At 67.3% G+C, this 16347-nt stretch carries 16 protein-coding genes; 11 read left to right on the plus strand and 5 right to left on the minus strand.

Going from position 1 to position 16347, the window contains the following annotated elements:
• From ACE3Q6_RS10860 to ACE3Q6_RS10885, 6 genes are all read left to right on the plus strand, one after another.
• The coding region (locus ACE3Q6_RS10860; protein ID WP_374432229.1) for an ABC transporter substrate-binding protein at positions 1-562 on the plus strand (562 nt) is incomplete at its 5' end.
• 51 nt (positions 563-613) lie between these two features.
• On the plus strand, positions 614-1483 hold the full coding sequence (locus ACE3Q6_RS10865) for a branched-chain amino acid ABC transporter permease (protein WP_374432235.1): 870 nt from the start codon (positions 614-616) through the stop codon (positions 1481-1483).
• 4 nt (positions 1484-1487) lie between these two features.
• Positions 1488-2468 (plus strand): branched-chain amino acid ABC transporter permease, encoded by a 981-nt coding sequence (locus ACE3Q6_RS10870; protein WP_374432240.1) that lies wholly within the window; start codon positions 1488-1490, stop codon positions 2466-2468.
• Positions 2461-3204: an ABC transporter ATP-binding protein gene (locus ACE3Q6_RS10875; protein ID WP_374432244.1), complete on the plus strand. Its 744-nt coding sequence runs from the start codon at positions 2461-2463 to the stop codon at positions 3202-3204. Before ACE3Q6_RS10870 ends, ACE3Q6_RS10875 begins: the two co-directional genes overlap by 8 nt.
• Positions 3197-3898 carry an ABC transporter ATP-binding protein gene (locus tag ACE3Q6_RS10880; protein ID WP_374432249.1) on the plus strand — a complete coding sequence of 234 codons (702 nt, stop codon included), beginning with the start codon at positions 3197-3199 and terminating at the stop codon, positions 3896-3898. The genes ACE3Q6_RS10875 and ACE3Q6_RS10880 overlap by 8 nt, the downstream gene beginning before the upstream one ends.
• 1 nt (position 3899) lies before the next feature.
• Positions 3900-4685, plus strand: coding sequence for a class I SAM-dependent methyltransferase (locus tag ACE3Q6_RS10885; protein ID WP_374432254.1), 786 nt, complete (start codon positions 3900-3902; stop codon positions 4683-4685).
• Between the two features lies 1 nt (position 4686).
• On the opposite strand, the gene ACE3Q6_RS10890 is transcribed toward ACE3Q6_RS10885, so the two are convergent.
• Positions 4687-5574 carry a LysR family transcriptional regulator gene (locus tag ACE3Q6_RS10890; RefSeq protein ID WP_374432259.1) on the minus strand — a complete coding sequence of 296 codons (888 nt, stop codon included), beginning with the start codon at positions 5572-5574 and terminating at the stop codon, positions 4687-4689.
• A gap of 104 nt (positions 5575-5678) precedes the next feature.
• Positions 5679-6554: a dioxygenase gene (locus ACE3Q6_RS10895; RefSeq protein ID WP_374432261.1), complete on the minus strand. Its 876-nt coding sequence runs from the start codon at positions 6552-6554 to the stop codon at positions 5679-5681.
• Between the two features lie 255 nt (positions 6555-6809).
• On the opposite strand from ACE3Q6_RS10895, the gene ACE3Q6_RS10900 reads away from it, so the two are divergent.
• Genes ACE3Q6_RS10900 through ACE3Q6_RS10910 form a run of 3 tightly spaced genes read left to right on the plus strand, consistent with a single transcriptional unit; the run spans position 6810 to position 8900 of the window.
• Entirely contained in the window at positions 6810-7196 is a 387-nt protein-coding gene (locus ACE3Q6_RS10900) for a hypothetical protein (protein WP_374432262.1), read from the plus strand.
• The gene (locus ACE3Q6_RS10905) at positions 7193-8044 is read left to right on the plus strand and encodes an alpha/beta fold hydrolase (protein WP_374432263.1); all 852 of its coding nucleotides are present in this window, start codon (positions 7193-7195) and stop codon (positions 8042-8044) included. Before ACE3Q6_RS10900 ends, ACE3Q6_RS10905 begins: the two co-directional genes overlap by 4 nt.
• On the plus strand, positions 8037-8900 hold the full coding sequence (locus tag ACE3Q6_RS10910) for a 3-keto-5-aminohexanoate cleavage protein (protein WP_374432264.1): 864 nt from the start codon (positions 8037-8039) through the stop codon (positions 8898-8900). Before ACE3Q6_RS10905 ends, ACE3Q6_RS10910 begins: the two co-directional genes overlap by 8 nt.
• A 123-nt stretch (positions 8901-9023) precedes the next feature.
• Here ACE3Q6_RS10910 and ACE3Q6_RS10915 read toward each other — a convergent pair whose 3' ends face one another.
• Genes ACE3Q6_RS10915 through ACE3Q6_RS10925 form a run of 3 tightly spaced genes read right to left on the minus strand, consistent with a single transcriptional unit; the run spans position 9024 to position 12884 of the window.
• Positions 9024-9662 (minus strand): HAD family hydrolase, encoded by a 639-nt coding sequence (locus tag ACE3Q6_RS10915; RefSeq protein WP_374432265.1) that lies wholly within the window; start codon positions 9660-9662, stop codon positions 9024-9026.
• On the minus strand, positions 9643-12132 hold the full coding sequence (locus ACE3Q6_RS10920) for an ATP-binding protein (RefSeq protein ID WP_374432266.1): 2490 nt from the start codon (positions 12130-12132) through the stop codon (positions 9643-9645). The genes ACE3Q6_RS10915 and ACE3Q6_RS10920 overlap by 20 nt, the downstream gene beginning before the upstream one ends.
• On the minus strand, positions 12129-12884 hold the full coding sequence (locus ACE3Q6_RS10925) for a winged helix-turn-helix domain-containing protein (RefSeq protein ID WP_374432267.1): 756 nt from the start codon (positions 12882-12884) through the stop codon (positions 12129-12131). Before ACE3Q6_RS10925 ends, ACE3Q6_RS10920 begins: the two co-directional genes overlap by 4 nt.
• Positions 12885-13101: 217 nt before the next feature.
• Here ACE3Q6_RS10925 and ACE3Q6_RS10930 point away from each other — a divergent pair, with 217 nt between their 5' ends.
• Positions 13102-14130, plus strand: a complete 1029-nt coding sequence (locus ACE3Q6_RS10930; protein ID WP_374432268.1) for an ABC transporter substrate-binding protein — start codon at positions 13102-13104, stop codon at positions 14128-14130.
• A gap of 59 nt (positions 14131-14189) precedes the next feature.
• Entirely contained in the window at positions 14190-16346 is a 2157-nt protein-coding gene (locus ACE3Q6_RS10935) for an ABC transporter permease (protein ID WP_374432269.1), read from the plus strand.
• The last annotated feature ends 1 nt before the right edge of the window (position 16347 follow it).

Raw genomic sequence — 16347 nt, forward strand, 5'->3', positions numbered from 1 at the left:
GTATCTGGCGAACGCCAAGGCCAGCGGCGCGGATGCCGTCTACGTCTTCTTCGCGGGCGGCGAGGCGATTTCCTTCGTCAAGCAGTACGACAGCTTTGGCCTGAAGGCCGAGATGCCGCTTTATGGTTCGGGCTTCCTGACCTCGCAGCTTTATGTCGAGGCGGAAGGTCCGGCGGCGGAAGGCGTCATCACCGCGCTGCACTATGTGCCGACGCTGGACAACCCGGAAAACGCGGCCTTCGTCGAGGCGTTCAAGGCCAAGACCGGACGCATCCCGTCGGAATACGCGGTCCAGGGCTATGACAGCGCCCGCGCTTTGGTCGAGGCGGTGAAGGCCGGTGCCACCGACCGCGAAACCCTTGCGGCGGCGCTGCCGAAAGTGGCCTTCACCGGCCCGCGGGGTGAGCTGCGGATTGACCTGGCGACGAACAACATCGTCCAGCCGATCCACGTCTACGAGACCGTCGCCGGTCCCGAGGGCCTGACCCAGAAGGTGCTCGCCACCCTTCCGGCCGAGGCGGACCCGGTCAACGGCTGCGCGATGCCCGTGGCCACGAACTGATCCAACCCGGGGGGCCTGCAGCGGCCCCCCTTCACCCCGGAGGGTTCGACCATGACCGCAGACCTCGGATTCTGGGTGTTGCAGATGCTGAACGCGCTTCAACTCTCGATGCTCCTCTTTCTTCTCTCTGTCGGCCTGACCGTGATCTTCGGGCTGATGCATTTCGTGAACCTCGCCCACGGCTCGCTCTACGCCTTCGGCGCCTATGTCGCGGCCACCTTGGCGGGGGCCTTGGGCTACTGGGGCGGGTTCCTTCTTGCGCCCGTGGCGGTGGCCGCGCTGGGAGCCGTCCTTTACTTCACCCTGATCCGCTCGCAGCGCCGGGCGGGGCCGATGGCGCAGGTGCTGATCACCTTCGGGCTGATCTTCGTGGCCGTCGATGCAACGCGGCTGGTCTGGGGCGACCTGCCCATCGGCATCGCAGTGCCGGAGCTGTTCGAGGGGCAGCTTTCGCTGCTGGGCGTCGAATACCCGATCTACCGGCTGTTCATCATCGCCCTTGGCCTCGCCGTGCTGGGCGTCCTGACCCTGATCCTGACCCGCACGCAAGTGGGGGCGATGATCCGCGCGGGCGTGGACAATGACCAGATGGCCGCCTGCCTTGGGATCAACGTGGAACGTATGTTCTTCCTGGTCTTCGTCGTCGGCTGCGCGCTGGCGGGCCTTGCGGGGGCCGTCGCCGCGCCCGTCCTGTCCGTCACGCCCGACATGGGCTTGCAGATCCTGATCCCCACGCTGATCGTCATCGTCATCGGCGGCCTTGGCAGCCTGAAGGGCGCGGTCGCGGGGTCCTTGATCTTCGGCTTCGTCCAGACCTTCGGCGCGGTCCTGCTGCCCACGCTGAGTTCCGTCCTCATCTATGCGCTTCTCGCGGCGGTGCTTGTCACCCGTCCGCAGGGCCTTCTGCCCGCGAAAGGGTGATCCGATGTTCGCACATACACCGCTTAGAGTGACCACGCTGGCGCTTCTCGCCGCCGGGTCGCTGGCCTATGCCTTCGCCGCCAGGTTCTACGGGCTGGAAATCCTGGCCGAGATCGCGATCCTGGCTATCCTCGTCATCGCTTTGGACCTCGTCGCCGGGTTCGGCGGGATGGTCTCGCTCTGCCACGGCGCGCTTCTGGGTGTGGGTGCCTATGCCTTCACCGTCGCGGCAAATGACGCCGGGCTGACCGCGCTGCCCGCGATGTTGCTCGCCGTGGCGCTGACCTCGGCCCTGTCCTTCGTCATCGGAGCCGTCTGCGCGCGGTCGACGGGCATCTACTTCATCATGGCCACCCTCGCCTTCGGGCAGATGGCCTACAGCTTCGTCTTCCAGTCGCCCCTGTTCGGTGGTGACGACGGCCTCTCCGGTGCCCCGCGCCCGGACCTGAGCGCCCTCGGCATCGACCTGACCGACAGCCGGGCCTTCGCGGTCTATGCGATCCTGCTGGTGGCCATTGCCTACCTTGTCGCCGCCGCCACCCTGCGGTCGGGGCTGGGGCGCAGCCTCGTGGGTCTCCACCACAACGAAAAGCGCCTGCGCGCCCTGGGTCTGACCGTCTGGCGCGCCAAGGCGACGGTCTTCGCCATCTCCGGCGCGCTGGCGGGGCTCGCAGGCTGCCTTGCCGCGCAGCACACGCAGTTCATCTCGCCCGGTCTTCTGTCCTGGACCGTCTCGGGCGAGGCGCTGGTCGTCGTCATCCTCGGCGGCCTCGGCACGCTGGTCGGTCCGCTTCTGGGCGCAATCCTCTTCGTGGTGCTGAAGCACGAGATCTCGGCCATCACCCCCTACTGGCACGCCGTCGTGGGCCTGATCCTGATCGCCGTGGTGATGAGCCGCGCGCCGGGGGTCTTCGGCTTCATCGAGGCCCGCTGGGCCGCCCGCAGCGCCAAACCCGGGATCAAGGAGGCCAAGGCCGATGCTTGAGACGCGCAACCTGACCAAATCCTTTGGCCCGATCCAGGTGACGAAGGGCGTCAGCCTGAAGCTGGAAAAGGGCGAGCGCCGGGTGATCCTGGGCCCGAACGGGGCGGGCAAGACGACGCTGTTCAACCAGCTGGTGGGGGAAATCACCCCGAACAGCGGGACGATCCATCTGGACGGCGCGGACGTCACCGGCCTGCGCGTCGCCGACCGGGCCCGCCGGGGGTTGAGCCGCAGCTACCAGAAGAACACGCTCTTCGACGGGCTGACGATCCGCGAGAACCTCGGCCTCGCCGCCGCCGTCGCGCTGGGGAAGGGCCAGGGCCTCTGGTCCGACCCGCTGCAAAGCGCGGAGGTGCGCGAGACGGTGCGCGAGGTCGCGGCGCAGGTGGACCTTGCGCCTTACCTCGACGCCCGCGTCGACGCGGTCAGCTACGGCATCCGCCGCCAGCTGGAGGTGGGCATCGCGCTGGCCACCCGGCCCAAGGTCATCCTGATGGACGAGCCGACCAGCGGCGTCGGGCCGGAGATGTCGAAGGGCTTCCACCGCCTGTTGAAAGCCCTCCCGCGCGACCTGACGATCCTGATCATCGAACATGACATGGACCTCGCCTTCGACGTGGCCGACACGATCACCGTGCTGAACTACGGCGAGGTGGTCTTCGATGGCCTGCCCGAGGCCGCAAGGGGCAGCCAGCTTCTGAAGGACATCTATCTGGGGGCTTGGGAAGATGCTTGACCTGACAGACCTTTCCTCGGGCTACGGCGAAACGCAGGTCCTGCACGGGCTGTCTCTTAGGGCCGAACCAGGCCGGGTGCTGGCGATCCTCGGCCGCAACGGCGCGGGGAAGTCGACGACGCTGAAGACGATCATGGGCCTGTTGCCCGCCAAGGGTGGCAGCGTGACCTTCGACGGCCAGAAAATCAGCGGCATGACCCCGTTCCAGATCGCCAAGCTGGGCATCGCCTATGTCCCGGAAACCCGCGACATCTTCCGGTCCTTGTCGGTGCGGGAAAACCTCGACCTCGCCGCCCGCCGTTTTCCCTGCCCGCCGGGCGGCTGGACCGTGGCGCGGGTGATCGAGCTTTTCCCCCGCCTTGGCGAACGCCTCGACAACGGCGGCGACCAGCTTTCCGGGGGTGAGGCGCAGATGCTCGCCATCGCGCGGGGCCTGCTGATGAACCCGCGTCTGTTGATCCTGGATGAGCCGACCGAGGGCCTCGCCCCCATCATCGTCAAGCTGATCCACGACAAGCTGGCGGACCTTAAGCGCGAGGGCCTGTCGATGGTGCTGGTGGAGCAGAACTTCGGTTTTGCGACCTCTCTGGCCGACGACGTGGTGGTGGTTTCGAAGGGCAGCATCGTCTGGCAAGGCAGCGCCGAGGCGATCCGGGCGGATACCGAGGCGCAGCACCGCTGGCTGGGGGTCTGACATGACGACCGAGGCGCGCCACGCACATCTCTGGGGCCAGCGCGCCCGCGACTGGGCCGAGGTGCAGGAGGCGATGGTACGGCCGGTTTACCTGGCGGTGCTGGGGACGCTTGATCTAGCTCCGGGGCAGCGGCTTCTCGACATGGGCTGCGGGTCGGGCATGTTCGCAAGCCTCGCCTCTGCGGTCGGGCTGACGGTCGCGGGCATCGACGCCGCCCCGCCGTTGCTGGACATCGCACGGAAGCGCGTGCCCGGGGGCGACTTCCGCAAGGGCGACCTGGAAACGCTGCCCCATGCCGAGGCGAGCTTCGACCTCGTCACCGGCTTCAACGCCTTCCAGTTCGCCGCGAGCCCCGCCCGCGCCCTGGTCGAGGCCGCCCGCGTGGTCCGACCCGGTGGTGCCGTGGTCGTGGTAACCTGGGGCGAGCCGCAGAACATGCCCGCCGCCAGCGTCATCACCGCGCTGCGCCCGCTTCTGCCACCACCACCGCCCAATGCCCCCGGTCCCTTCGCCCTGTCGGACAAGGCGGCGTTGACCGGCTTTGCCGAGGCGGCGGGGCTGCAACCCGAGAGCGTCTTCGACGTGGACAGCCCCTTCACCTATCCCGACCTGCCCACCGCGCTGCGCGGGTTGAACTCCTCGGGCGTCGCGGCGGCGGCGATGGAGCGGGCGGGGGAGGAAGCCGTCAGTGCAGCCCATGCGACGGCCCTTGCGCCCTTCAAGCAGGCGGACGGCAGCTACCACGTCCCCGCGCATTTCCGCTGCCTGATCGCCCGGCGGGCGTAAGTCAGAACGTCTTCCGCGCCACCTTCTGGGCGATGGCCACGAAGTTCCGGACATGCACGCCCTGTTCGTCCAGCCGGTGGTTCACCGACACCCCGGTCTTGGCCAGCGGGTTGACGATGTCGTGGAACCGCACCCCCGTCCGCTGCACCGAGCCCACCGACTGCGGGACGATCGCCACCCCTTCGCCCACCGAGACGAGCGCGATGGCGGTCTGGAAATCCATCGTGAAGACCCTCCGCTTCACCTCGATCCCCAGGGCGGCACAGCTGGTCAGCACGAAATCGGCGAAGGAAGGGCGGGGGAATTCGGGGTAAAGGACAAAGGCCTCGCCCGCCAGCTGACGCAGGTCCACCGGCCCTTTGGGCAGGTCCAAGGTGTCGGGGACGGCCAGGACCAAAGGCTCCTCCCCCAGCTTCCGCGTCGTGATCTCGGCGTCGTCCAGCGCCGGTCGGGCGAAGGCGATGTCGATCTCGCGCCGGATCAGGCTGCGGTGCAGCTGCGCGTTGTTCATCGGGATCAGCGACAGGTTCACGTCCGGGTAGGAGGCGCGGAAGCTTTTCAGGATCGTGGGCAGGATCCCGTAGGTCGCCGACCCCACGAAGCCCACGCGAAGCCGCCCCTCGGCCCCCTGACCGATCCGCCGCACCTCCAGCTTGATGTCGTTGAACTCGGCCAGCATCGCGGTCCCGCGGGCATAGAGCCGTTCCCCCGCTTGCGTAAGGGTGATCGCGTTGCGGCCCCGGTTGAAGAGAAGCGCGCCAAGGTCATCCTCGATCTGCTTGATCTGGCGGCTGAGCGGCGGCTGCGCCATGCCCAAACGTTCGGCCGCGCGTCCGAAGTGCAACTCCTCGGCGAGCGCAATGAAGTACTCCAGCTGCTTGATGTTCATCCGCGTCCCCTCGCGCAGAAACTTAACCCGCCAACGCGCCTTCCCCAAAGGAAAAAGCCGCACCCCGTTTCCAGGGCGCGGCAAGGTCCAACCGGGAGGTTAGATCATTCGGCAGCCAGGGCCGAGGCGGCGGCTTCGGGCTTCAGCGTGAAGTCGAAGCGCAGGTAAAGGTCGGTGCCATGCTCGGGCTTGCCCTTCTGGAAGTTGCCGACCAGGCTGTCCTTCACCGCGAAGACCGAGTCATTGTCCAGCCACTTGGACGAGCTGTCGTAGATCTGGCTGACGAGCGTCCGGTAGCCCTCCTTCGCCACGATGAAGTGCAGGTGGCCGGGGCGGTTCGGGTGGTGGCCCATGTAGCGCAGCAGTTCGCCCGCAGTCTCGTCCGCCGGGATCGGATAGGGCACTGGGCGCAGGGCGCGCAGCGCAAAGTAGCCGTTCTCGTCGGTCTCGAACCGGCCGCGCAGGTTGTAGTCGGGCTGGTCGTGATCGTGGTTCTCGTAAAGGCCGTTCGGCGCGTCTTCCCAGATGTCCAGCGTCACGCCAGCCAGCGGGCGGCCCGAGGTGTCCTTGATGTAGCCTTCCATGAAGACGGTCTCTTCATTGTCGAAGTGCTTCTGCGCGGTCGAGGCGCCATGCGGCAGGACCGGCGGGTTTTCGCGGTAGAAGGGGCCAAGCACGGTGGATTCCGACTCCGACCCAGTGACCGGGTTCGTCAGCATGTCGCACAGGACCTCGACGCCCAGGATGTCGCCCAGCAGGATGAACTCCTGCCGCTTGTCGCTGCAGACGGCGCCGGCGCGGGCCAGGAACATGCAGGCGTCGATGAACTCGGCATGGGTCAGGTTCACGTCCTTGCAGAACCCGTGCAGGTGGCGGATGGCCGCGGTCATGATCTCGCGCTGACGCTCGGTGATCTGGCCGTTCTGGCCCAGCGATGCGACGACCACGTCGGTGACGTTGTCGATGGTAACCTTGCTCATGTGTCCCTCCTCCGGGCGTGGGTCTGATCTGGTGCGGGCTGCCCTGAAGGCCACTCCCTCCCGCCGATGACCCGACTATCCACGCCGTCCGACCCCCCGCCAATGACCGCACGGGTATGGCCCGATACTCCCGCCCCGTGTCCGGCCCCTTGGCCCGGGAAAGGGTATCGCAGGATACCCTGCACGTCATTGCGGGAATGGGCCGGGCGGCGCTTTTTCGGGTCCAGGGCCCCTGTCGGGCCAAGGAGGAACGCCATGCGCGCCACACTGGACAGGATGCAGTCGCGGCTGAACGCGACGCCCTATCTGATCCGACTCGGTCGGCTGTTTTCCGAAACAGTGCTGTTGGAGGTGGACGGGGCGGAATACTACCTGACCTTCCGCGACGGGCGGCTTGAGCAGATCGCCGAGGGCCCCAGCCGCAAGACGCCCTGGCGCTTTGCCCTTCGCACCGATGCCGAGGCGCTGGCGCAGTTCTGGCAGCCCCTGCCGAAGCCCGGTTTCCACGACATCTTCGGCCTGGTGAAGATCGGGCGCGGTCGGATCGACGGCGACATCCTGTGCCTGGTGAAGAACCTGCGCTTCTTCAAGGATTTCATGGCGCTGGGCCGTCCCGATCTGCAAAAGGAGAAACTGGCATGAGCTTCGAGCCCATCACCGGCCGCTACCTGACCGTCACCATCCAGGGCCGCCGCCAGCGGATCCATGTGGAAATGGCGGGCGAAGGCACACCGGTCCTTTGCCTCCACACCGCCGGGGCCGACACCCGTCAGTGGCGGCATGTCCTGAACGATGCGGGCCTGACCAAGGACCACAGGTTCTACGCCTTCGACATGCCCTGGCACGGGAAAAGCCTTCCGCCCGAGGGCTTCCAAACCGACGAATACCTGCTGACGACCGAGGCCTATATCGAGACCGTCCTCGCAGTCTCCCGCGCCCTCGGCCTCGACCGCCCCATCCTTGCCGGTTGCTCGATGGGGGGCCGCATCGCCCTGCAACTCGCGGCGCTCCACGGCGACGCCTTCTCGGGCTTCATCGCCATCGAGGCCTCCGACTTCCAGCCCGCCTGGTACGACATCGACTGGTTCCACCGCCCCGATGCCCACGGCGGCGAGATGGGGGCGGCGCTCGTCTCGGCCAACATCAGCCCCCACGCGCCAGAGGCCGAACGCTGGAACACGCTGTGGATGTTCATGCAATCCGGCCCCGGCGTCTTCCGGGGCGACCTGTCCTTCTACACCCGCGACGACAGCCTGATCGGACGCCTTTCGCGGATCGACACTACCCGCACCCCCGTCCACCTTCTCGTCGGCGCCTATGACCTGACCTGCACGCCGGAGGACGCCCGACGCACCGCCGCCGCCATCCCCGGCGCCACCTGCACGGTGATGGAGGAACTGGGCCATTTCCCGATGTCCGAACACCCCGCCGCCTTCCGGCCCTTCTTCGCCGACGCGCTGGCCCGCATGAAAGTCGCCGCCCATGTCTGACGCCGCCGGAAAACCCTGCATCATCTGCGTGGCCATCACCGGGTCGCTGCCGACCAAGGAGAACAACCCCGCCGTCCCGATCACCATCGCCGAACAGGTGGAATCGACCCACGAGGCTTTCGAGGTCGGCGCCTCCATCGTCCACGCCCATGTCCGCGACGACGAGGGCAAGCCGACCTCGGACCCCGATCGCTTTGCGCGTCTGATGGAGGGGATCCGCCAGCACTGCCCCGGCATGATCGTGCAGCTTTCGACCGGCGGCCGGTCCGGCGCGGGCAAGACGCGGGGCGGGATGCTGCCCCTGCGGCCCGACATGGCCTCGCTTTCCGTGGGGTCGAACAACTTCCCCACCCGCGTCTATGAAAACCCGCCGGACCTGGTGGACTGGCTGGCGGCCGAGATGAAGACCTACGGCGTCATGCCGGAGATCGAGGCCTTCGACCTCTCGCACATCCTGAAGGCGCATCAGATGTGGCAGGCGGGCCAGATCACCGCGCGGCCTTACGTGCAGTTCGTCATGGGCGTGAAGAATGCCATGCCCGCCGATCGTGAGGTGTTCGACTACTATATCCGCACGGTCAAACGCCTGTTCGGCGCGGACGCGCCCTGGTGCGCTGCGGGGATCGGGCAGAACCAGATCACCCTGAACGACTGGGCGGTCTCCTCTGGCGGCCATGCCCGCACGGGGCTTGAAGACAACGTCCGCCTCGACCGCGACCGCCTTGCCCCGTCCAACGCCGCACTTGTGCGCCGCGTAGTGGATCTGTGCGAGCGCTACAACCGTCCCGTGGCCGACTGGCGGACTGCCCGCGCCATTCTGGGGATTGCCCCTGCTATGGTAGAGGATGCTGCATGAAGAAGGTCTAGCCAAACGCCGCGGCGGCCCTTTACGGCCTCCCGCGCGACGGCATGCAGATCGCGGCCGGTGGCTCGGCTCTTGCGGCATCCCTGAGCGCTGATCGCCGCCGCTGGCCCCGCATCAGGCGGCGAGCATGGCCAGAAGCCGGTCGCAGCGATCAGGCCAGTCCTGCGACCGGACGTCTGCCCACATCATGTCGGCCGATCTCGCCGCATCGATGCCCTGATCGCTGTCTTCAAGGACAAGGCAGCTCGAAGGTGGTGCGCCCAGACGCGCTGCAGCGGCCAGGTAAAGGTCCGGGGCGGGCTTTGGGCGCGGGGCTTCCTCTACCGTCACGATGCAGTCAAAAAGCCCGGACAGCTGCGTTTCTGCCAGGACTGCCCGCGCGATGCTGCCTTCGCTGTTGGTCACGACCGCCATCGGCACCCGCCCGAATGCACGACGCGCAAGCCCGGCAACCAACGGGTTTTCGCGCACGTGACCGGTCAGACCCACGGTCAGCGCGATGCTGTCATGGATCAGGCGGTCCATGTCGAAGCTGGTCGAGGCCTCGGCAGCGAAGCGCTGGAAGAGGTCGCGCCGCCCAAGGCCCGTAAAGGACCTGTACCAGTCGCGTGGCATCTCGTGACCTTGCCGTGCAACTGCCCGGGAGATGGCCGTGTAGTGCAGGTCTGCCGTCAGGACGAGCGTTCCATCACAGTCGAAGAGGAGGGCAGCAGGCGCCGGAGGCAATCGCGTGTCAGAGGCCGTGTCGGGCAATCGTCGCATCCTCGATCCTTTGGGTGAACAGTTCGGCCAACGCGCTGGACAGAAGGTCTTGCGTCAGGGGTTTTGCCAGCATCGCGATGCGCCCGGGAAAGCGGGTGGAAAGGGGTTGCACCTCTGGCAGGTGCCCAGAGACGACGATGGCCCTGGCATCGGGCCAGCGTGTCAGCGCCGTCTCGGCCAGACGCCAGCCCTCGATCTGGCCGTGCAGTGTCAGGTCCGTGACGATCAGGCCGACCGGTTCGGCAAGATGGCGCAGAGCGGCGGTCGCGTCCTCGGCAACGAGCATGCGGTCCGTCACGGGGGCAAGCAGCGAGAGGGCGGTCGTCCGGTCGGAGGGATCGTCCTCGACCACCAGAACGGTGCCGAGCAGGGGCAGCCTGGACGGCTCCACGGGCTGCAGCGGCAAGGCAAGCCGGACAGTGGTTCCCTTTCCGGGGGCGGATTCGATGCCGATATCCCCGCCCGACTGGCGGATGAAGCCATAGACCATCGCAAGTCCAAGACCCGTGCCGGTGCCGTCGGCGCGAGCGGTGAAGAACGGTTCCATCGCATGGGCCAGCACTTCGGGGGTCATGCCGGTGCCGGTATCGGCGACCTCGATCAGGGCGAGGTCGCCGTCGCGCCGGACGGACAGGGTAATGCGGCCGGCACCGTCGATCGCCTGTCCCGCGTTCAGGCAGAGGTTCAGGATCGCGCTTTCCAGCTGGCCCGGATCGACCAGCACCGGCAACGGCCCCGGCTGGCAATCGATCACCAGTTCGACCCCGTCGCTCAGGGCGAAGCCGACCAGATCGGCGATGCCGTCGACCAGCGTCGGCAGGTCCACCGTCTCTGGTGCCAGATGCTGACGCCGCGCGAAGGCCAGGAGCCGCCCGGTCAGCGACGTCCCCAGGTCCACCGCCGAGGCGATGGTCTGGCGCAGCATCCCCTGACGTTCCGGCGGGGCGCTGTCCATGAGGTGCAGGCTGCCCGAGATGGTGGACAGGATGTTCCCGAAGTCATGCGCCACCTCGCCCGAGACCTTGCCAAGGGCCTCGATCCGCTGGATCTGGCGCAGGCGGTCCTCCATCTGCCGCCGTTCGGTCGCGTCCGAGACAAGGACCACCGCCCCGCCACCGGGCAGGGGGCTTTCGCGCAGCTCGGCCTGCGGGCCGGTCGGATGGACGAGGCTGCCGGGCGCCTCGCCTGCCTTCCAGCCTGCCTCGGCGATGACATCGGTGAGACGGGGACGCCCCGCAAGGCGGGCGGGATCGATGCGGAGGGTGGGCGCAAGGCGCTGGTTCTGGGCCACGATCTGGCCCTGATCGGACAGGATCGCCACGCCGTCGCTGATCCCGGCCATCATGTTTTCGTAAAGCGCGGTGCGCTGCGCCATCTGGCGGTGCGACCGGTCCAGCCTAAGGGCATTGGCGCGGAAGGTGCGGAAGGCGTGGAAGAGCTTGCCGATCTCGTCTCCTTGCCCCGCGCCGCGCGGGAGGCGGGTCTGCCGGTCGCCCGCGGCGAGCCGCATCATCGCATCGGATATCGCGCGGAGGTTGGCCGTGACATAGCCCGAAACATAGAGCGCCGCCGCCAGGGCCAGGGCTGCGCTGGCCAGAACGACGACAAGCAGCGTCGACTTTGCCACCGCGATCGCCGTGGTGGTACTGGCGCGCTCGGCGGCGATGACGGACTGGGCGGCGGCCGTGTTGGTGGCGGCATTGGCGGTGACCAGCGCCGCCCCCTGACGGATGCGCACCAGCGCTGCCTCGGCGCCGATCTGGCGGGCAAGTTCGATCCGGCGCAGCTCGAACAGACCCTCCGGCCCTTCGGCGATGGTGCGGAGGCGTTGCAGCTCGGCCCCGTCGGAACCGGGGCGTGTGGCGGAAAGGCTGGCGACGAGACGGGTGTATTCACGCTGGAACTCGCCCACGCCGATCAGGTTCTCGGCCCGCCCGGCCCCCAGAAGCGCCGCAGCGATGCGTTGCAGGGTCAGCCAGTCCTGCCGTTCCTGCAAGGGCGCGGCGGAGCGGGCGGAAAGTGCGCCAAGGCGGCGCTCGGTGGCGGCAAGTTCGGCGTTCAGACGCAGCGTGCGGTCGCGCAAGCCGGCGCGCAGAGAGGTGTCGCGAACCAGGTCGGCAATCGCGCGGCGGGTGTCATCCAGCGAGGCGCGCAAGGGGTCGCCCGAGGGCAGGCCCGTGGCGATGGCATCGACCAGCGCGGTGGCGGCCTGACCTTCCTGCGCGATGCGGTAGGGGCTGTCGAGCGTCAGCAGATAGGGCGCGAGCGTCGCAAGGTCGGCGGCGTTGCCCGAAAGGGTGAGCGCGCGGTCTACCCCGGCCAAGGTCTCGCCATGCAGCCGGTCCAGCCGGTCATTGCCACGGCTGAGCGCGCCCCAGGCGATGGCCCCCACGGTCAGCACCGCGACGGCGAGGAGCGCCAGCGCCGTCAGCAGCCTGGCGCGGACGGACAGCGCCTTCATGCCGGGGGCCCAAGAACAAAGATATAGCCCTGCCCACGCCGGGTTTGCAGATGGACGGGCTTTGACGGCACGGACTCGATCTTGCGGCGCAGGCGCAGGATCAGTACGTCGATGGTCCGGTCCATGTATTGCGACAGGTCGTTGCCAAGCTCGGTCAACAGTTCGGTGCGGGGGATGATCCGGCCGGGATGGCGCAGGAAGTAGTCCAGCAGGCGATATTCGGCGTTGGTCAGGGGGATTTCGGCGCCCTCGGCATCCAGAAGCTCGCGCCGGGTCTGGTCCAGCCTCAGCCTCCCGAAGGCGCGGATCGTGCTGGTGCTGCGGTCAGGCGGGGCCATGGCGGGATGACCGGCCCGGCGCAGGACGGCACGCAGGCGGGCGATCAGCTCGCGCGGGTTGAAGGGCTTCATCATGTAGTCGTCGGCCCCGGTTTCCAGGCCGATGATCTTGTCCATCTCGTCGCCCCGGCCCTTCAGCATGACGATGGGAATTCCCATCGTCTCGCGGATGCGGATGGCCAGCGTCAGGCCATTCTCGCCGCGCAGGCGCAGGTCGATCAGCGCAAGGTCCACAGCCGGGCGCGGCCCCAGCGCCAGGAACGAGGCGCCGTCGGGCAGGGGCAGCGGCGTGAAGCCGTTCTCGCCCAAGAGGTCGGCAACCGTGCGGCGCAGGTCAAGGTCGTCGTCGATGATGGCCACGACAGGGCCCGCGCCCGAAGCCGCCGTCCTGTCCGTCATGGAAGCCTGTTCCATGCGTTCGTCCTCCCTGTCCGCATGATGGCCGAACTGCGCCGCGCCGCAATCGCTATCGGGTTTCAATTGTTGTGTCGCAGCCCCGCTTTGTAACACTGTTCATCGAAAAGCCGCGGCGGGGTCAGGCTGTTAACCGAGCCACCCCTCCCCAAAGCCGTACCGCGTGTCAGTCTTGCCTTGGCCGCCCGGGAGAGGCGGTCGAACCGGGAGGATCACGATGAAACCTTACACGATCAGTGCGCTGGCACTGGGCGCGATCATGGCCGCGGGCGCGGCCTCGGCGCAAAGCCTGAACGTGGTCTGCTCGAACGAGCAGGCCTGGTGCGATCTCATGGCGCAGAATTTCAAGATCGATACCGGCATCGACGTAGCCATGGTCCGCAAATCGACCGGCGAGGTGCTGGCCCAGATCCGGGCCGAGGCAGGCAACCCCAAGATCGACGTCTGGTGGGGGGGCACGGGCGACCCGCACCTCATCGCCGCGAACGAAGGACTGACGGTGGCCACGGGCGTAGACGTGTCCGGCCAGCTGGGCTGGTCGCAGAACATGACCGAAATGTCCGGCGGCAAGGCCGTGGGCGTGCATGTCGGTCTTCTTGGCATCCTCTACAACACCGAGGTTCTGGCCGAGAAGGGCCTGCCCGCCCCGGCCTGCTGGAAGGACCTGGCGAAGCCCGAGTACAAGGGCGAGGTGACGGTGTCGAACCCGCAATCCTCGGGCACGGCCTATACGCAGCTGGCCACGCTGGTGCAGCTTTTCGGCGAGGACGAGGCCTTCAAGCTTCTGGCCGACATCGCGGTCAACGTGAACCAGAACACCAAGTCGGGCTCGGCTCCCGGCAAGATGGCGGCGCGGGGCGAGACGACCATCGCGGTCGGCTTCATGCATGACATGGTGAACCTGAAGAAGCAGGGCTTCCCGGTCGAGATCGTCTCGCCCTGCGAAGGCACCGGGTATGAGGTCGGCGCCGTCAGCGTGATCAACGGAACGCCCAATCTGGAAGCCGCGAAGAAGTGGGTGGAATACGTCATCAGCGCCGAGGCGCAGTCGAAGGGGCTTGAGGTGGGCGTGTTCAACATCCCCTCGAACCCGGCGGCGGCGACCGACCCCGAGGCCCCCGACATGGCCGCAGTCAAGCTGATCGACTACGACTTCGCCACCTATGGCTCGTCCGAAACGCGTGAGCGTCTCCTGGCGCGCTGGGAGGCGGATGTGAAGTCGAAGGGCGGCTCCTTCGAGGAGTGAACCTTGACCCCGGCCCGCGCCTCAGGGTGCGGGCCGCCTTCATTTCCGGGAAGAATGCGATGCGGCGCACGGCGGGGCTTTGGCTTCTGATCGGGCTGGGGGCCTATGCCCTGCTGCCCTGGTACATGGTTGCAGAGGGCTTCTGGTCTTTTGGCTGGGTGGCGGACCTTGGCGGCGGGGCGCGGTCAGCGCTGCTGTGGTCCCTGGGGGAACGGGCCTGGCTTTGGCTGCCGCTGACGGGATTTGCAGTTGCCGGGGCGGCGCTGGCCCTCGCGCGGGAGCAGCTGGCGGTCGCGCGGGGGCTGGTGGCGGGCGGGGCGCTCGGGCTGGCCCTGCTGGCCGGGCAGGGTCTGGTGATCCTTGGCAACGGCACCCGCTTCGGCCTGATGGAGGGCGCCAGTCAACCCGGAATGGGCGCCGGGGCCTTTGTCGTGGCGGCAGCGCTGCTGTTCATCCTCACCACCGGGATTTCCGGCCTGGGCCGGGGCAGGGGCGATGCCTTCATCACCGGACTGATCGGGGCGATCATCGCGCTGGTCGGAGTCTTCGTCTTCTACCCGATGAGCTTCATCCTGATCCGCGCCTTCGAGTTGCAGGGCGGCGCGGGCCTTGGCGTCAGCGAGTTCCTGCCCCGCTTCTTCGCGCCCGAAATCTGGTCACCCGCCTGCCTGACCGGACAGGGCTATTGCGGCGCGGCGCTGAATTCGCTGCTCTTGGGGATCGCCACGGCCACCTCTACCACGCTGCTGGGCCTTGCCTTCGCGCTGATCTTCACACGCACCAATTTCCGCGCCAAGCGTCTGTTGCGCGTCCTGACCATTCTGCCGATCATCACGCCGCCCTTCGTGATCGGCCTTGCGCTGATCCTGCTCTTCGGCCGGTCGGGCACCGTGACCGAGTTCTTCGCCGATGCCTTCGGCTGGGAGAAAACCCGCTGGCTTTACGGCTTCTGGGGCGTGTGGCTGGCGCAGACCCTGTCCTTTACCCCGATCGCCTTCCTGGTGCTGATCGGCGTAGTCGAGGGCGTCTCGCCCAGCATGGAAGAGGCGTCGCAGACCTTGGATGCCAATCGCTGGCAGACCTTCCGCTTTGTCAGCCTGCCCCTGATGCGCCCCGGTCTGGCCAACGCCTTCCTCCTCGGATTCATCGAAAGCCTGGCGGATTTCGGCAATCCTCTGGTCCTGGGCGGCAACTTCAACGTGCTGTCGACCGAGATCTACTTTGCCATCGTCGGCACAGTGGCAGACCCGGCAAAGGCGGCGATCCTGTCCCTGATCCTGCTTTCCCTGACGCTGGGGGCCTTCCTCGCGCAGCGCAAATGGCTGGGCAAGAAAAACTATGCCACGGTCACCGGCAAGGGTGACAGCGGTCGGCACGCCGCGCTGAACCCTGGCTTGCGCTGGGCCTGCTACGTCATCGCCTTGCCCTGGGCGGCCTTCACGCTGATCCTATACGCCCTGATCGTCTTCGGGAGCTTCGTGAAGCTCTGGGGCTATGACCACAGCCTGACCTCCGAGCACTACACCCGCGCCTTCGGGATCGTCTTCCGCGACGGCATCCACTTCACCGGGGCAGCCTGGGACAGCTATGTCACCACGATCACCATCGCCGCCATCGCCGCCCCCCTGACCGCCGCCGTGGGCTTGGCGACAGCCTATCTGCTGGTGCGCCAGAAGTTCGCCGGCAAGGACGCGTTCGAGTTCTCGACCATGCTGTCCTTCGCCATCCCCGGCACGGTCATCGGCGTGGCCTATGTCATGGCCTTCAACTTCCCGCCGATCGAGCTGACCGCGACTGGCCTGATCCTGGTCATCGTCTTCATCTTCCGCAACATGCCGGTCGGCGTGCGCGGCGGCATCGCTGCGATGAGCCAGCTGGACAAATCACTGGACGAAGCCTCGATCACTTTGGGAGCCAATAGCGCAACGACCCTGCGCCGGGTGATCCTGCCGCTCCTGGGACCGGCGATCCTGGCTGCGCTGACCTACAGCTTCGTGCGCGCCATCACCTCCGTCTCGGCGGTGATCTTCCTGGTCTCGGCCCGTTACAACATGGCCACAAGCTTCATCGTCGGCCGGGTGGAGAACGGTGAGTTCGGCATCGCCATCGCCTATGCGACGGTCCTGATCTTCACGATGCTGATCGCCATCCTTGCCCTGCAACTTGTCATCGGTCGGCGCAAACTGCGCCGGGCCGACCGTATCGAAGCCCATTGAA

Origin of the sequence: Tabrizicola sp. (assembly GCF_041913445.1) — a bacterium.
Taxonomy (GTDB): domain Bacteria; phylum Pseudomonadota; class Alphaproteobacteria; order Rhodobacterales; family Rhodobacteraceae; genus Tabrizicola.

What these genes read in the sequence shown, in the direction of transcription:
- ACE3Q6_RS10865 (WP_374432235.1), top strand. Translation starts at nt 614, where the DNA reads ATGACCGCAGACCTCGGATTCTGGGTGTTGCAGATGCTGAACGCGCTT.
- ACE3Q6_RS10870 (WP_374432240.1), top strand. Translation starts at nt 1,488, where the DNA reads ATGTTCGCACATACACCGCTTAGAGTGACCACGCTGGCGCTTCTCGCC.
- ACE3Q6_RS10875 (WP_374432244.1), top strand. Translation starts at nt 2,461, where the DNA reads ATGCTTGAGACGCGCAACCTGACCAAATCCTTTGGCCCGATCCAGGTG.
- ACE3Q6_RS10880 (WP_374432249.1), top strand. Translation starts at nt 3,197, where the DNA reads ATGCTTGACCTGACAGACCTTTCCTCGGGCTACGGCGAAACGCAGGTC.
- ACE3Q6_RS10885 (WP_374432254.1), top strand. Translation starts at nt 3,900, where the DNA reads ATGACGACCGAGGCGCGCCACGCACATCTCTGGGGCCAGCGCGCCCGC.
- ACE3Q6_RS10890 (WP_374432259.1), bottom strand. Translation starts at nt 5,574, where the DNA reads ATGAACATCAAGCAGCTGGAGTACTTCATTGCGCTCGCCGAGGAGTTG.
- ACE3Q6_RS10895 (WP_374432261.1), bottom strand. Translation starts at nt 6,554, where the DNA reads ATGAGCAAGGTTACCATCGACAACGTCACCGACGTGGTCGTCGCATCG.
- ACE3Q6_RS10900 (WP_374432262.1), top strand. Translation starts at nt 6,810, where the DNA reads ATGCGCGCCACACTGGACAGGATGCAGTCGCGGCTGAACGCGACGCCC.
- ACE3Q6_RS10905 (WP_374432263.1), top strand. Translation starts at nt 7,193, where the DNA reads ATGAGCTTCGAGCCCATCACCGGCCGCTACCTGACCGTCACCATCCAG.
- ACE3Q6_RS10910 (WP_374432264.1), top strand. Translation starts at nt 8,037, where the DNA reads ATGTCTGACGCCGCCGGAAAACCCTGCATCATCTGCGTGGCCATCACC.
- ACE3Q6_RS10920 (WP_374432266.1), bottom strand. Translation starts at nt 12,132, where the DNA reads ATGAAGGCGCTGTCCGTCCGCGCCAGGCTGCTGACGGCGCTGGCGCTC.
- ACE3Q6_RS10925 (WP_374432267.1), bottom strand. Translation starts at nt 12,884, where the DNA reads ATGGAACAGGCTTCCATGACGGACAGGACGGCGGCTTCGGGCGCGGGC.
- ACE3Q6_RS10930 (WP_374432268.1), top strand. Translation starts at nt 13,102, where the DNA reads ATGAAACCTTACACGATCAGTGCGCTGGCACTGGGCGCGATCATGGCC.
- ACE3Q6_RS10935 (WP_374432269.1), top strand. Translation starts at nt 14,190, where the DNA reads ATGCGGCGCACGGCGGGGCTTTGGCTTCTGATCGGGCTGGGGGCCTAT.